The 13,299-nt window shown below is 60.5% G+C and carries 15 protein-coding genes; 8 read left to right on the forward strand and 7 right to left on the reverse strand.

Annotated elements, in window-relative coordinates; genetic code table 11:
- The first annotated feature begins 140 nt into the window (after positions 1 to 140).
- Positions 141 to 650 (forward strand): DUF4124 domain-containing protein, encoded by a 510-nt coding sequence (locus JQF37_RS10910; protein ID WP_130207375.1) that lies wholly within the window; start codon positions 141 to 143, stop codon positions 648 to 650.
- A gap of 101 nt (positions 651 to 751) precedes the next feature.
- On the opposite strand, the gene JQF37_RS10915 is transcribed toward JQF37_RS10910, so the two are convergent.
- Positions 752 to 946, reverse strand: a complete 195-nt coding sequence (locus JQF37_RS10915) for a hypothetical protein (protein WP_130207377.1) — start codon at positions 944 to 946, stop codon at positions 752 to 754.
- 19 nt (positions 947 to 965) lie between these two features.
- Between JQF37_RS10915 and glnL the strand changes: the two genes are divergently transcribed.
- Together glnL and ntrC are read left to right on the forward strand one after the other, a co-directional pair.
- A complete protein-coding gene (glnL, locus tag JQF37_RS10920; protein ID WP_047536351.1) occupies positions 966 to 2,051 on the forward strand; it encodes a nitrogen regulation protein NR(II) in 1,086 nt (361 codons plus the stop codon).
- Positions 2,048 to 3,484 carry a nitrogen regulation protein NR(I) gene (gene ntrC / locus JQF37_RS10925; RefSeq protein ID WP_047536349.1) on the forward strand — a complete coding sequence of 479 codons (1,437 nt, stop codon included), beginning with the start codon at positions 2,048 to 2,050 and terminating at the stop codon, positions 3,482 to 3,484. Before glnL ends, ntrC begins: the two co-directional genes overlap by 4 nt.
- Positions 3,485 to 4,084: 600 nt before the next feature.
- On the opposite strand, the gene JQF37_RS10930 is transcribed toward ntrC, so the two are convergent.
- Positions 4,085 to 4,525, reverse strand: a complete 441-nt coding sequence (locus JQF37_RS10930; protein ID WP_130207379.1) for a hypothetical protein — start codon at positions 4,523 to 4,525, stop codon at positions 4,085 to 4,087.
- Between JQF37_RS10930 and trmL the strand changes: the two genes are divergently transcribed.
- Positions 4,524 to 4,979, forward strand: a complete 456-nt coding sequence (gene trmL / locus JQF37_RS10935) for a tRNA (uridine(34)/cytosine(34)/5-carboxymethylaminomethyluridine(34)-2'-O)-methyltransferase TrmL (protein ID WP_130207381.1) — start codon at positions 4,524 to 4,526, stop codon at positions 4,977 to 4,979. The genes JQF37_RS10930 and trmL overlap by 2 nt on opposite strands.
- 108 nt (positions 4,980 to 5,087) lie before the next feature.
- Here trmL and secB read toward each other — a convergent pair whose 3' ends face one another.
- Genes secB through JQF37_RS10950 form a run of 3 tightly spaced genes read right to left on the reverse strand, consistent with a single transcriptional unit; the run spans position 5,088 to position 6,299 of the window.
- Positions 5,088 to 5,573: a protein-export chaperone SecB gene (gene secB / locus JQF37_RS10940; protein WP_090328053.1), complete on the reverse strand. Its 486-nt coding sequence runs from the start codon at positions 5,571 to 5,573 to the stop codon at positions 5,088 to 5,090.
- A gap of 56 nt (positions 5,574 to 5,629) precedes the next feature.
- Positions 5,630 to 5,884 carry a glutaredoxin 3 gene (gene grxC, locus JQF37_RS10945; RefSeq protein ID WP_008149430.1) on the reverse strand — a complete coding sequence of 85 codons (255 nt, stop codon included), beginning with the start codon at positions 5,882 to 5,884 and terminating at the stop codon, positions 5,630 to 5,632.
- A 1-nt stretch (position 5,885) separates the two neighbouring features.
- Entirely contained in the window at positions 5,886 to 6,299 is a 414-nt protein-coding gene (locus tag JQF37_RS10950) for a rhodanese-like domain-containing protein (protein WP_090328051.1), read from the reverse strand.
- A gap of 153 nt (positions 6,300 to 6,452) precedes the next feature.
- Between JQF37_RS10950 and gpmI the strand changes: the two genes are divergently transcribed.
- The 4 genes from gpmI (at position 6,453) to JQF37_RS10970 (ending at position 11,637) form a co-directional block, all read left to right on the forward strand.
- A complete protein-coding gene (gpmI, locus tag JQF37_RS10955; RefSeq protein ID WP_130207383.1) occupies positions 6,453 to 7,982 on the forward strand; it encodes a 2,3-bisphosphoglycerate-independent phosphoglycerate mutase in 1,530 nt (509 codons plus the stop codon).
- Between the two features lie 229 nt (positions 7,983 to 8,211).
- Positions 8,212 to 9,507 (forward strand): murein hydrolase activator EnvC, encoded by a 1,296-nt coding sequence (locus JQF37_RS10960; protein WP_130207385.1) that lies wholly within the window; start codon positions 8,212 to 8,214, stop codon positions 9,505 to 9,507.
- A gap of 31 nt (positions 9,508 to 9,538) precedes the next feature.
- A complete protein-coding gene (locus JQF37_RS10965; RefSeq protein ID WP_130207387.1) occupies positions 9,539 to 10,858 on the forward strand; it encodes a S41 family peptidase in 1,320 nt (439 codons plus the stop codon).
- 2 nt (positions 10,859 to 10,860) lie between these two features.
- Positions 10,861 to 11,637, forward strand: a complete 777-nt coding sequence (locus JQF37_RS10970) for a divergent polysaccharide deacetylase family protein (protein WP_130207389.1) — start codon at positions 10,861 to 10,863, stop codon at positions 11,635 to 11,637.
- A gap of 54 nt (positions 11,638 to 11,691) precedes the next feature.
- Here JQF37_RS10970 and JQF37_RS10975 read toward each other — a convergent pair whose 3' ends face one another.
- Positions 11,692 to 12,447, reverse strand: a complete 756-nt coding sequence (locus JQF37_RS10975) for an ABC transporter substrate-binding protein (RefSeq protein WP_130207391.1) — start codon at positions 12,445 to 12,447, stop codon at positions 11,692 to 11,694.
- A gap of 79 nt (positions 12,448 to 12,526) precedes the next feature.
- Complete coding sequence (gene hisF, locus JQF37_RS10980) at positions 12,527 to 13,297, reverse strand: imidazole glycerol phosphate synthase subunit HisF (RefSeq protein WP_007897430.1); 771 nt, start codon at positions 13,295 to 13,297, stop codon at positions 12,527 to 12,529.
- Positions 13,298 to 13,299 lie beyond the last annotated feature (2 nt).

The raw sequence follows: 13,299 nt of genomic DNA on the forward strand, positions 1-13,299 counted from the left end.
ATTCAATGGCCGATGAAAATCCCTGTGGGATTTTCGACGCCTGAAACCTTGGGCTATTCATTCCGAAATGATAACGACTTGGGCCAACCCACCGCCCTGACCTATGCTGCCCCCCAATGTTTTCGATTGCGGTCAATGTCATGGGTCGTTGTTTTCTGTTCTCTCTGCTGCTGATCGCCCTGCCCGCCGCCGCGCAGATCTACAAGTACACCGACGCCGACGGCAACACGGCCTACAGCAATCAACCGCCTGATGGCGTCAAGGCTCTGCCCGTCGAACTTCCGCCTATCAATAGCGTTAAGCCCCCGCCCTCTGCGCCTCCATCCCCACAGAGACACTCCAGCGAGCAGCCCCGGAGCGCCTACGAGGTACTGGAACTCACCGGTCTTCCTACCACCGAAGCCCTGCGCGCCAACGACGGCACCTTCAACGTCAACGTGCTGATCAAGCCCCGCCTGCAAGGAACGCATCTGCTCAGACTATGGCTGGATGATCAACCGTACGGCCAGCCCGGCAACGTACCGATCCTGCAACTGGTGAATATCGATCGCGGCCAGCATCGTCTCGCCGTGCAAGTGATCGACGGCGATACGGTCATACAGCAAAGCCCAACCGTGACTTTTACCCTGCAACGGATGCATAAGCGTTGAACGCCCGGCACTGAACGCTTGCCGCCTCACGTTGGCGGAATCGGGTCTTCAGCGGCCAACCTGCCACCGAAAAGTCCGTTGGGAGCTTCTTCTCACCTCGTTCAGGTTTGCGCACTATATTGGTGCGAATGGTTGCACTCACGTCTAAATTCAACCCATTTTGGTTCGAAATGACCCATGAAAGCTGGCAGAACGCCACGCAATCGAGCGTCAAACGCCTGTTTCAGGGCTTCGACGCTTCTTTTCGGAGCCTTGGTTTGGTTTTTGCAGTTTCCTTGCATCAGCTTTTTATTCATGCGCCAAAAGAGGTCCTGAATGACCATCAGTGACGCACTACACCGATTGCTACTCGACAACCTGACCACGGCGACCATCCTGCTCGATGCCGAGTTGCGCCTTGAGTACATGAACCCGGCCGCGGAAATGCTCCTGGCCATCAGCGGCCAGCGCAGCCACGGGCAGTTCATCAGCGAGCTGTTCACCGAGTCCACCGAGGCGCTGAACTCCTTGCGCCAGGCGGTGCAGCAGGCGCATCCGTTCACCAAGCGCGAAGCCATGCTCACCGCCCTCACCGGCCAGACCCTGACGGTCGACTACGCGGTCACGCCGATCCTGAGCAATGGCGATACCCTGCTGTTGCTTGAAGTCCATCCCCGTGACCGCTTGCTGCGGATCACCAAGGAAGAAGCGCAGCTGTCGAAACAGGAAACCAGCAAGATGCTGGTGCGTGGCCTGGCGCACGAAATCAAGAATCCGTTGGGCGGGATTCGTGGCGCCGCACAATTGCTGGCTCGCGAACTGCCGGAAGAAAGCCTGCGCGACTACACCAACGTGATCATTGAAGAAGCCGATCGCCTGCGTAATCTGGTGGATCGCATGCTCGGCTCCAACAAACTGCCGTCGCTGGCCATGTGCAACATCCATGAAGTGCTGGAGCGCGTCTGTCACTTGGTCGAGGCCGAAAGTCAGGGCTGCATCACATTGGTGCGCGATTACGACCCAAGCATTCCGGACGTCCTGATCGACCGCGAGCAAATGATTCAGGCCGTGCTGAACATCGTGCGTAACGCAATGCAAGCGATCAGCAGCCAGAACGAGCTGCGCCTGGGCCGCATCACGCTGCGCACCCGTGCCATGCGCCAATTCACCATCGGCCACGTACGCCATCGTCTGGTAACCAAGATCGAAATCATCGACAACGGCCCGGGCATTCCTGCGGAACTACAGGAAACCATTTTCTTTCCCATGGTCAGCGGCCGTCCGGACGGTACCGGGCTGGGCCTGTCCATTACCCAGAACATCATCAGCCAGCACCAGGGCCTGATCGAGTGTGACAGCCACCCGGGCCACACCACTTTCTCGATCTTTCTGCCACTGGAACAAGGAGCCACATCGACATGAGCCGTAGTGAAACCGTGTGGATCGTCGATGACGACCGTTCTATCCGTTGGGTCCTGGAAAAAGCCTTGCAGCAAGAAGGCATGACCACGCAAAGCTTCGACAGCGCCGATGGCGTGATGAGCCGCCTGGCTCGCCAGCAGCCGGACGTGATCATCTCCGACATCCGCATGCCAGGCGCCAGCGGCCTGGACCTTCTGGCACGGATTCGCGAACAACACCCACGGCTGCCGGTGATCATCATGACCGCGCACTCCGATCTGGACAGCGCTGTCGCGTCCTACCAGGGCGGTGCGTTCGAATACCTGCCCAAGCCGTTCGATGTCGACGAGGCGGTGTCCCTGGTCAAGCGCGCCAACCAGCACGCCCAGGAACAGCAAGGACTCGAAGTCGCCCCGACCCTGACCCGCACCCCGGAAATCATCGGCGAAGCGCCGGCGATGCAGGAAGTGTTTCGCGCCATCGGGCGCTTGAGCCACTCCAACATCACCGTGCTGATCAATGGCGAATCGGGTACCGGTAAAGAACTGGTGGCCCACGCCCTGCACCGTCACAGTCCGCGCGCGGCGTCACCGTTCATTGCGCTGAACATGGCGGCGATCCCCAAAGACCTGATGGAATCCGAGCTGTTCGGCCACGAGAAAGGCGCCTTCACCGGCGCGGCCAACCTGCGGCGCGGGCGTTTCGAGCAGGCGGACGGCGGCACGCTGTTCCTTGATGAAATCGGCGATATGCCGGCCGACACCCAGACTCGGCTGCTGCGGGTCTTGGCCGATGGCGAGTTCTATCGCGTCGGTGGTCACGTGCCGGTGAAGGTCGATGTGCGAATCATCGCCGCAACGCACCAGAATCTGGAAACCCTGGTGCACGCCGGGAAATTCCGTGAGGACTTGTTCCACCGCCTCAACGTGATCCGCATCCACATTCCGCGCCTGTCGGACCGTCGCGAAGACATCCCGACCCTGGCCAAGCACTTCCTCAGCCGCGCCGCGCAGGAGCTGGCCGTCGAGCCGAAGCTGCTGAAAAACGAAACCGAGGAATACCTGAAAAACCTGCCGTGGCCGGGCAACGTGCGTCAGCTGGAGAACACTTGCCGCTGGATCACCGTCATGGCGTCAGGCCGCGAAGTGCACATCGGCGACTTGCCGCCAGAGCTGCTGAGCCTGCCTCAGGATTCGGCACCGGTGACCAATTGGGAGCAGGCGCTGCGCCAATGGGCTGATCAGGCGCTGGCGCGTGGCCAGTCGAGCCTGCTCGACAGCGCGGTGCCGGCGTTCGAACGGATCATGATCGAGACCGCCCTCAAGCACACCGCCGGCCGTCGTCGCGACGCCGCCGTGTTGCTGGGCTGGGGTCGCAACACCCTGACTCGCAAGATCAAGGAGCTGGGGATGAAGGTCGATGGCGGGGATGATGATGAGGGGGATGAGGGCTGAATAGCCTTTGACTTTGCGCTGACCGTTACATCCAATCGCGGGCAAGCCCGCTCCCACAGGTTCTGCACCCATCCTGTCGGAGCGGGCTTGCCCGCGATGCTTTTTGGGGGCGCAATGCACCGACTGAATGCACCGTGAACCGCAATCGCGCACAGCATCTGATCCATCAGCCCGCCCTAAACCGCAAGAAAAACCCGTCTGCAAAAACACGAAAGCCCCGTTCTACGGAGCTTTCGTCGTTCTGATGTGCTTATTAATTACCAAATATTAAAACCTGGCACGCCCCCTGCAATAGTCCATTCAGTGATTCAGTTCACTACCCAGTTTCGGGGACCTTGGTACAGGCAGGCCGGGGATTCCCCTCTTTACACCGGGCTCACATCGCACTTGCGACGAGCCGCCGTTTTGGGGTCCTTGGTACAGGCAGGCCGGGGATTCCTTCTTTACACCGGGTTCACGATGCAATGCGCGAACCCTCCCGTTTTGGGAACCTTGGTACAGGCAGGCCGGGGATTCCCCCTTTACATCGGGTTCACGACGCAAGGCGCGAACCCTCCCGTTTTGGGAACCTTGGTACAGGCAGGCCGGGGATTCCCTCTTTTATTGCTCTCGGAGATGGATCTCCAGCCGCCAGCGGTCATCGACCTCGCTTCCAGCCCAGTCGCCCTGCAGGGGCCGGGCCGCCACCAGCGTCAGCAACAACCCCCCATCACTCAAACGCGTTCGCCAGTTCACGTCCTTGCCGTTGAGCTTGAGCTGACCCTTTTGCACCTTGCCTTCGGCTTCGAACAACAACGCGATACTGCCATCGACGATCTCGCCATGGACCTTGGGTTCATTGTTGAACCAGACCACCAGCCCGTTCTCCATCACTTCGACCTGCTGCAGTTCGCTGGGGTCGGGCGTGGTCAGGCGACCGATCATCATCCCGACCATCACCCCGACAATCGCCAGCGAAGCCATCACGCGCGGGAATAGTTTCGAACGAGGGTCGGGTTGCGGCGTAGAATGCCGCTCATCTTTACCTTCGGAGCCGTGCATGTTTCACGTCATCCTCTTCCAACCGGAAATTCCGCCGAATACCGGCAACGTTATCAGGCTGTGCGCCAACAGCGGCTGCCACCTGCATTTGATCGAACCGCTGGGCTTCGAGATGGACGACAAGCGACTGCGCCGGGCCGGCCTCGACTATCACGAGTATGCCACCCTGCAACGCCATGCAGACCTCGCGAGCTGCCTGGAAAGCCTCGGCCATCCGCGAGTGTTCGCCTTCACCACCAAGGGTTCGCGGCCGTTCCACGATGCCAGCTTCGTCGAAGGCGATGCGTTCCTGTTCGGTCCGGAAAGCCGTGGCCTGCCCGCCGAAGTGCTGGACGCCCTGCCCGCCGAACAACGCCTGCGCCTGCCGATGCGCGAAGGCTGCCGCAGCCTGAACCTGTCCAACACCGTAGCCGTGGCCGTGTACGAGGCCTGGCGGCAGAACGGCTTCAAGTAACCTGAGCATCTTTTTCGCCTGACAGAAACAATCGCGGGCAAGCCCGCTCCCACAGGATTGTGCAAAACCTGTGGGAGCGGGCTTGCCCGCGATTATCAGCAGCGCAGCTTATTGAACGGTTGGCGTCTCGCCAGCCGCCTGCATGCGATGCAGCTCTTGTGCGTACAGCGCGTCGAAGTTCACCGGAGCCAGCATCAGCGCCGGGAACGACCCACGGGTCACCAGGCTGTCCAGGGTTTCGCGAGCATACGGGAACAGGATGTTCGGACAGAACGCGCCGAGGGTGTGGCTCATCGAAGCGTCGTCCAGGTTCTTGATCAGGAAGATCCCGGCCTGTTGCACTTCAGCGATGAACGCCACTTCGTCACCGTTCTTCACCGTGACCGACAGGGTCAGCACGACTTCATGGAAATCGTTTTCCAGAGCCTTTTGACGGGTGTTCAGGTCCAGACCGACGCTCGGCTCCCACTGCTGGCGGAAGATCGCCGGGCTTTTCGGGGCTTCGAAGGACAGGTCACGGACATAAATGCGCTGCAAGGAGAATTGCGGTGCAGTTTCTTCTTCGTTCGCAGCAGTGTTCTGTTGGTCAGTCATCGCAGATCCTTCTTGATCCAGGGGTCTTTTAGGTTTGCTTGTTTTGAATACAGCAGTCAGGCCTTGAGCATCGCGTCGAGCTTGCCGGCGCGCTCAAGGGCGAACAAATCATCACAACCGCCAACGTGGGTGCTGCCGATCCAGATCTGTGGCACGGACGTACGTCCGGCTTTCTGAGCCATCGCGGCACGCACCTGCGGCTTGCCATCGACCTTGATCTCTTCGAAGGCCACGCCTTTGTTCTCGAGCAGGTACTTGGCTCGCGAGCAATAAGGGCAGTAATCGCTGGAATAGACGACGACGTTGCTCATATCACTTCACCAGCGGCAGGTTGTCGGCTTTCCAGCTGGAAACGCCACCGGACAACTTGGCGGCGGTGAAGCCGGATTTCATCAGCTCGCGAGCGTGAGTGCCGGCAGTCTGGCCCAGGGCGTCGACCAGAATGATGGTCTTGGCCTTGTGTTTTTCCAGCTCGCCGATGCGGGCGGCCAGTTTGTCCTGGGGAATGTTCACCGCGCCCACGATGTGACCGGCGGCGAAATCCTTGCTCGGACGGATGTCGACCACCACGCCGGCGTCCTTGTTGACCAGTGCGGTCAGTTCACCGGTGCTCAGGCTACGGCCGCCGCCCTGCATTTGATAGGCCAACAGCAGGGCTGCCAGTACGACGAAGATACCGACGAGAATGTAGTGGTTAGTGGCAAATTCAATCAGGTGAGCAACCATCGACGGAGGTTCCAGGGCGTTAAAATGTCGGCCAGTATACACAGCCACCAAGGTGGGCCAAACCCCGTCCGGCGGTGACGCCGCAGGAACTTCGCTTTAAACTGCCACTCCCTTTTCCATCACCCCTTTTTATCTCAGCCACGAGTGGATTCCATGACTACCACGCCTAAACCTTTGGTCCTGATGATTCTCGACGGCTTCGGTCACAGTGAAAGCCAGGAAGGCAATGCCATCTATGCCGCCAGGAAGCCCGTGCTCGACCGCCTGTGGGCCACCGCGCCGAATGGCCTGATCTCGGGCAGCGGCATGGACGTCGGCCTGCCGGATGGCCAGATGGGTAACTCCGAAGTCGGCCACATGAACCTCGGCGCCGGCCGCGTGGTGTACCAGGACTTCACTCGCGTGACCAAATCGATCCGCGACGGTGAGTTCTTCGAGAACCCGACCATCTGCGCCGCCGTGGACAAAGCCGTTGCCGCCGGTAAAGCCGTGCATTTCATGGGCCTGCTGTCCGATGGCGGGGTACACAGCCACCAGGATCACCTGGTCGCCATGGCTGAACTGGCCGCCAAGCGCGGTGCGGAAAAAATCTACCTGCACGCCTTCCTCGATGGCCGCGATACCCCACCGAAAAGTGCGCAATCGTCGATCGAACTGCTGGACGCCGCTTTCCAGGCGCTGGGCAAGGGCCGCATCGCCAGCCTCATCGGTCGTTATTTCGCCATGGACCGCGACAACCGCTGGGACCGCGTATCCCAGGCCTACAACCTGATTGTCGATGGCCAGGGCGAATTCAACGCCGCCACCGCCCAGGAAGGCCTGCAAGCCGCCTACGAGCGTGGCGAGAGCGACGAGTTCGTCAAGGCCACCTCCATTGGTGAACCGGTGAAAGTCGAAGACGGCGACGCCGTTGTCTTCATGAACTTCCGCGCCGACCGCGCCCGCGAGCTGACCCGGGTTTTCGTTGAAGATGACTTCAAGGAGTTCGAGCGCGCGCGCCAGCCAAAACTGGCCGGCTTCGTGATGCTGACCCAATACGCGGCCAGCATCCCCGCGCCAGCCGCCTTCGCCGCCGGCAGCCTGGAAAACGTGCTGGGCGATTACCTGGCGAAGAACGGCAAGACTCAGCTGCGCATCGCTGAAACCGAAAAATACGCCCACGTGACCTTCTTCTTTTCCGGTGGTCGCGAAGAACCGTTCCCGGGCGAAGAGCGCATCCTGATTCCGTCGCCGAAAGTCGCCACTTATGACTTGCAGCCAGAGATGAGCGCGCCGGAAGTGACCGATCGCATCGTCGATGCCATCGAACACCAGCGTTATGACGTGATCGTCGTCAATTACGCCAACGGCGACATGGTTGGCCACAGTGGCGTGTTCGAGGCGGCGGTAAAAGCCGTTGAATGCCTGGATCAGTGCGTCGGCCGTATCGTCGAAGCCCTGGAAAAAGTCGGTGGCGAAGCGCTGATCACCGCCGACCACGGCAATGTCGAGCAGATGTCCGATGAATCCACCGGCCAGGCGCACACCGCGCACACCACCGAGCCGGTGCCGTTCATTTATGTTGGCAAGCGCGACCTGAAGGTTCGCGAAGGCGGCGTGCTGGCGGATGTGGCCCCGACCATGCTGAAACTGCTGGGCCTGGAAAAACCGGCGGAAATGACCGGAACTTCCATTTTGGTGTAATCCACCCGTTCAAACCCTGCAAAACCCCGTGGGAGCGAGCCTGCTCGCGATAGCAATCTGACATCCAACACCCATGTTGAATGTACCGATGCAATCGCGAGCAGGCTCGCTCCCACATTAGTTTGTAGTGTTTTCCGGGCCAGTTATCACACAACCCCAATTGGGCGTTTTTTTTGCAGCGTGGGGCGGGCATACTAGGCCGTCCCTTTCCCTGGTGTCGCCCGCCTCTATGCTTCGCGTCCTGATAGCCCTCGCTCTGACTTGCCTGCTCCAACCGGCCTTTGCTGACGAGCGCGCGCAAACCCAACAGCAGCTGGACGCTACGCGCCAGGACATTGCCGAGCTGAAAAAACTGCTGGGCAAGTTGCAGGAAGAAAAATCCGGTATCCAGAAAGATCTGAAAGGCACCGAGACCGAAATGGGCAAGCTCGAGAAGCAGGTCGAAGCCCTGCAAAAAGAGCTGAAGAAGAGCGAATCCGAGCTGCAGCGACTCGATGCAGAGAAAAAAAAACTCCAGAGCGCGCGCACTGAACAGCAACGACTGATCGCCATCCAGGCCCGCGCGGCCTATCAGAATGGCCGTCAGGAGTATCTCAAGCTGCTGCTCAACCAGCAGAACCCCGAGAAATTCGCCCGCACCCTCACCTATTACGACTACCTGAGCCAGGCCCGCCTGGAACAGCTGAAGAACTTCAACGAAACCCTGCGCCAGCTGGCCAATGTCGAAAAGGACATCGCCTCCCAGCAAGCGCAATTGCTGGTGCAGCAAAGCAGCCTGGAAACCCAGCGCGGCGAACTCGAGAAGGTTCGCCAGGAGCGCCAGCAAGTCCTGGCCAAGCTCAATGACGACGTCAAGGCGCGCGACCAGAAACTGGCCGCCCGCGAGCAGGATCAGGCAGACCTGTCTAAAGTCCTTAAAACCATCGAGGAAACCCTGGCCCGCCAGGCTCGTGAGGCTGAAGAAGCGCGGCAAAAAGCGCTGATAGCCCAGCAGGAAGCCGAAAAAAAGCGTTTACGTGAGGCCCAGGCACAGGCAGAAGCCACCGACGACGCCCCACGCAAACCCGTTAAATCGACACCTGGCGCACTGGTCTCCAGTTCAGGCGAGACTTTTGGCGGTCCATTTGCGTCAACCCGAGGCAAACTTCCCTGGCCTGTCGACGGTCGACTGTTGGCGCGCTTCGGTGAAAGCCGTGGCGACGATGCCCGGACCAAGTGGGATGGCGTGATGATCGGCGCCTCCGCCGGCAGCGCGGTGCACGCGGTGCATGGCGGTCGCGTCGTCTTCGCCGACTGGTTGCGCGGTGCCGGGTTGCTGGTGATTCTCGACCACGGCAACGGTTTTTTGAGTCTTTACGGTCACAACCAGACGCTGCTCAAGTCTGCGGGTGACGTGGTAAAAGCCGGTGAGTCCATCTCCACTGTCGGTAACAGTGGCGGGCAGGACACACCAGCGCTGTATTTTGCTATTCGTCAGCAGGGTCACCCGAGTGACCCGGCGCAATGGTGCCGCGCGCAAGGATAAGCGTGCCGCCTAATTCAGGAGTTCGTTCGACATGCTGCATTTGTCCCGCCTTACCTCGCTGGCCCTGACGATCGCCCTGGTGATCGGCGCGCCGTTGGCGTTTGCCGCTCAACCGGCCCCGGCCGTCGCGCCTGCTGGCACCGCTGCGACCACCAAGGCGCCATTGCCTCTGGAAGAGTTGCGCACCTTTGCCGAGGTCATGGATCGGATCAAAGCCGCTTATGTCGAGCAGGTAGACGACAAGACCCTGTTGGAAAACGCCATCAAGGGCATGCTCAGCAACCTTGATCCGCACTCCGCCTATCTGGGCCCGGAAGACTTCGCCGAACTGCAGGAAAGCACCAGCGGCGAATTCGGCGGCCTGGGCATCGAAGTCGGCGCCGAAGACGGCTTCATCAAGGTGGTATCGCCCATCGATGACACCCCGGCCTCCAAGGCCGGCATCCAGGCCGGCGACTTCATCGTCAAGATCAACGGCCAACCGACCCGCGGCCAGAGCATGACCGAAGCCGTGGACAAGATGCGCGGCAAGATCGGCCAGAAAATCACCCTGACCCTGGTTCGTGATGGCGGTACGCCGTTCGACGTGACCCTGGCCCGCGCCATCATTCAGGTGAAGAGCGTGAAGAGCCAGTTGCTGGAGTCCGGCTACGGCTATATCCGCATCACCCAGTTCCAGGTCAAGACCGGTGAAGAGGTCTCCAAGGCCCTGGCCAAGCTGCGCAAGGACAACGGCAAGAAGCTCAACGGCATCATTCTCGACCTGCGCAACAACCCCGGCGGCGTGCTGCAAGCGGCGGTGGAAGTGGTCGACCACTTCATCACCAAAGGCCTGATCGTCTACACCAAGGGACGTATCGCCAACTCCGAACTGCGCTTCTCGGCCACCGGCAAAGACGAAAGCGAAGCCGTGCCAATGGTCGTGCTGATCAACGGCGGCAGCGCCTCGGCGTCGGAAATCGTCGCCGGTGCCCTGCAGGATCAGAAACGCGCCGTTCTGATGGGCACCACCAGTTTCGGCAAAGGCTCGGTCCAAACCGTGCTGCCGCTGAACAACGACCGCGCGCTGAAGATCACCACGGCGCTGTACTACACGCCGAACGGCCGCTCGATCCAGGCGCAGGGCATCGTGCCGGACATCGAGGTGCGCAAGGCCAAGATCACCAACGAGCAGGACGGCGAGTACTTCAAGGAAGCCGACCTGCAAGGCCACCTGGGCAATGGCAACGGCGGCGCCGACAAGCCGACCGGTTCCAGCGGCAAGGCCAAGCCGATGCCGCAGGACGATGATTACCAACTGGCCCAGGCCCTGAGCCTGCTCAAAGGGCTGAGCATTACGTCCGGCCGTTGAGGATGACGCTGCGCTTCATCCTCGTGCTGTTGTGCTGCCTGGCGGGTATTGCTCACGCGGAGCCCGCCAGGCAGAAACCTCACAAAGCCTATCTAAGCCTGATCATCGATGACCTGGGGCAGAATTTGCCCCGGGATCGTCGCGTGCTCGCGCTGCCCGGCCCGGTGACCACGGCGATCATGCCCGACACGCCCCACGCCAGCGAATTCGCTCGCGAGGCCCATCGCGCCGGCAAAATCGTCATCCTGCACATGCCCATGGACCCGGCCACCGGTCCGTTCGCCTGGCACCCCGACTTGCCCATCGAAGAACTTGAGAAACGCCTCGACGCCGCATTCAAAGCCGTGCCCTTCACCGCCGGAATCAACAACCACATGGGCAGTCGCATGACCGCTCAGCAACCAGCGATGGCGTGGTTGATGGCGGACTTGCAGGGTCGACACAAATTCTTCGTTGATAGCCGCACCAGCGCGCAAACCGTGGCGGCTGCCGAAGCGCAGAAAATCGGCCTGGCGAGTGTTTCTCGGGATGTGTTCCTGGACGACGAACGCACCGAGGCGGCGATCCTCACGCAGCTCCAGACGGCGATCAGCCTGGCGCAAAAACAGGGTTCGGCGGTGATGATCGGGCATCCGTATCCGCAGACGCTGGCGGTCCTGGAGCGCGAGCTGCCCAAGCTCAAGGCTCAGGGCATCAACTGGATCGATATCAAGCAGATGATCAGTGTGCGCAGCAATCGGGCGACGGCGGCCCATGGAAAGGACGGGGTGTATCGCTAGTTAGCGGCAGCACACACCCCCACAGGGGAATGCAAAGAACTCCGCAGAGCGGCTTTAGAGATACCGCGCCATGATCTCTTCCACCTTGCCTTCCTTGCGCAGTTGATCCAGCGCCGCCTGAAGCCTGGCCACCATCTCGTCCGGCACATCCTTGTTCAACGCCAGGTACAACTCGGCGCTGTTGAACCGCAATACGGTCTTGAGCCCGTTTACGCCTTCCTGACGCGCCAGGTAGCGCCCGGCCGGATCACCCGTTGCCCACAGATCGATCTGGCCGTTGACCAGCTTGCTGGCGTTATCCTGATCGCGCAGCACCACGATGGGATTGAGCCCCTGCTTGGCCAGTGTCTCGGCGATCGCGTCGCCTTTGTAGGCGCCAATCTTGTATTTACGGGCGTCATCCAGGGTTTCGAGGGTGATTTTGCTGTCAGCTTTGGCCAACATGATCCAGTCGTCCGGACCGATAGGGCCAACCCATTTGAAGAGCTTTTCGCGGTCGGGCAGCCGTGCCATGACGAACACGCCGTAGCCGGGCTTTTCCAGGGCGAGTTTGTAGATTCGTTCCCATGGGAAACGTAGCGTCAGGCTGTAGGTAATCTCGGCGCGCTTGAAAATTTCGCGGACGATATCGGTGGCGATGCCATTGATGTTTTCGTCCTGCGCGAAGTTCTTGCCATTCTTCGCCATGTTGTACGGTGGGAAGTTTTCCGTCAGCAACACTATGTCGGTGGCGGGATTGTCTGCCGCCCGCACTCCACTGATGAACAACAGGCAAGCACTGGCGAGGACAAGAAGAAGGCGTTTAAACATTGTCTGGCTACCGAAATCCATGGCGTACCCAAGAGTGCCTTGAGCCCGCCATGATGTCCACTGGCCTGCATCGGTTTGTTTAACGCATCACAATTCCGCGATGGGCCATATAAGCCTTGGCTTCCTGCACGGTGTATTCGCCGAAGTGGAAGATACTCGCCGCCAACACCGCGCTGGCGTGGCCTTCGAGGATACCGTCGGCCAGGTGTTGCAGATTGCCGACACCACCGGAGGCGATCACCGGAATGCCCAGCGCATCGCTGATGGCGCGGGTGACGCCCAGGTCGAAACCGTTCTTCATGCCGTCCTGGTCCATACTGGTCAGCAGGATCTCGCCGGCCCCCAGGCCTTCCATTTTCTTTGCCCACTCAACCGCGTCGAGGCCGGTCGGCTTGCGCCCGCCGTGGGTGAAGATTTCCCAGCGCGGGGTTTCGCCCGGGCCGGAAACCTTCTTCGCGTCGATCGCGACCACGATGCATTGCGAACCGAAATGCTGCGCCGCCTCGCCAACGAACTCGGGGTTGAACACCGCAGCAGTGTTGATCGAAACCTTGTCTGCACCGGCATTGAGCAGGTTGCGAATGTCTTGCACGGTGCGCACGCCACCGCCCACGGTCAGCGGGATGAACACCTGGCTGGCCATGCGCTCGACGGTATGCAGCGTGGTGTCACGACCATCGACGCTGGCAGTGATGTCGAGAAAGGTGATCTCGTCCGCGCCCTGCTCGTCGTAGCGACGGGCGATTTCCACCGGGTCACCGGCATCGCGGATGTTTTCGAATTTCACACCCTTGACCACCCGGCCGTTGTCCACGTCCAGGCAAGGGATGATGCGTTTGGCCAGCGCCATGG

The sequence above is a fragment of the Pseudomonas sp. MIL9 genome (assembly GCF_016887925.1).
Taxonomy (GTDB): domain Bacteria; phylum Pseudomonadota; class Gammaproteobacteria; order Pseudomonadales; family Pseudomonadaceae; genus Aquipseudomonas; species Aquipseudomonas mohnii.

Excerpts from the sequence above, each read along its gene's own strand:
- trmL (WP_130207381.1), top strand. The coding sequence starts at position 4,524 with ATGTTTCACGTCATCCTCTTCCAACCGGAAATTCCGCCGAATACCGGC.
- JQF37_RS10950 (WP_090328051.1), bottom strand. The coding sequence starts at position 6,299 with ATGGTTGCTCACCTGATTGAATTTGCCACTAACCACTACATTCTCGTC.
- JQF37_RS10965 (WP_130207387.1), top strand. The coding sequence starts at position 9,539 with ATGCTGCATTTGTCCCGCCTTACCTCGCTGGCCCTGACGATCGCCCTG.
- JQF37_RS10960 (WP_130207385.1), top strand. The coding sequence starts at position 8,212 with ATGCTTCGCGTCCTGATAGCCCTCGCTCTGACTTGCCTGCTCCAACCG.
- hisF (WP_007897430.1), bottom strand. The coding sequence starts at position 13,297 with ATGGCGCTGGCCAAACGCATCATCCCTTGCCTGGACGTGGACAACGGC.
- gpmI (WP_130207383.1), top strand. The coding sequence starts at position 6,453 with ATGACTACCACGCCTAAACCTTTGGTCCTGATGATTCTCGACGGCTTC.
- JQF37_RS10975 (WP_130207391.1), bottom strand. The coding sequence starts at position 12,447 with ATGTTTAAACGCCTTCTTCTTGTCCTCGCCAGTGCTTGCCTGTTGTTC.
- JQF37_RS10915 (WP_130207377.1), bottom strand. The coding sequence starts at position 946 with ATGAATAAAAAGCTGATGCAAGGAAACTGCAAAAACCAAACCAAGGCT.
- JQF37_RS10970 (WP_130207389.1), top strand. The coding sequence starts at position 10,861 with ATGACGCTGCGCTTCATCCTCGTGCTGTTGTGCTGCCTGGCGGGTATT.
- JQF37_RS10910 (WP_130207375.1), top strand. The coding sequence starts at position 141 with ATGGGTCGTTGTTTTCTGTTCTCTCTGCTGCTGATCGCCCTGCCCGCC.
- secB (WP_090328053.1), bottom strand. The coding sequence starts at position 5,573 with ATGACTGACCAACAGAACACTGCTGCGAACGAAGAAGAAACTGCACCG.
- JQF37_RS10930 (WP_130207379.1), bottom strand. The coding sequence starts at position 4,525 with ATGCACGGCTCCGAAGGTAAAGATGAGCGGCATTCTACGCCGCAACCC.
- ntrC (WP_047536349.1), top strand. The coding sequence starts at position 2,048 with ATGAGCCGTAGTGAAACCGTGTGGATCGTCGATGACGACCGTTCTATC.
- glnL (WP_047536351.1), top strand. The coding sequence starts at position 966 with ATGACCATCAGTGACGCACTACACCGATTGCTACTCGACAACCTGACC.
- grxC (WP_008149430.1), bottom strand. The coding sequence starts at position 5,884 with ATGAGCAACGTCGTCGTCTATTCCAGCGATTACTGCCCTTATTGCTCG.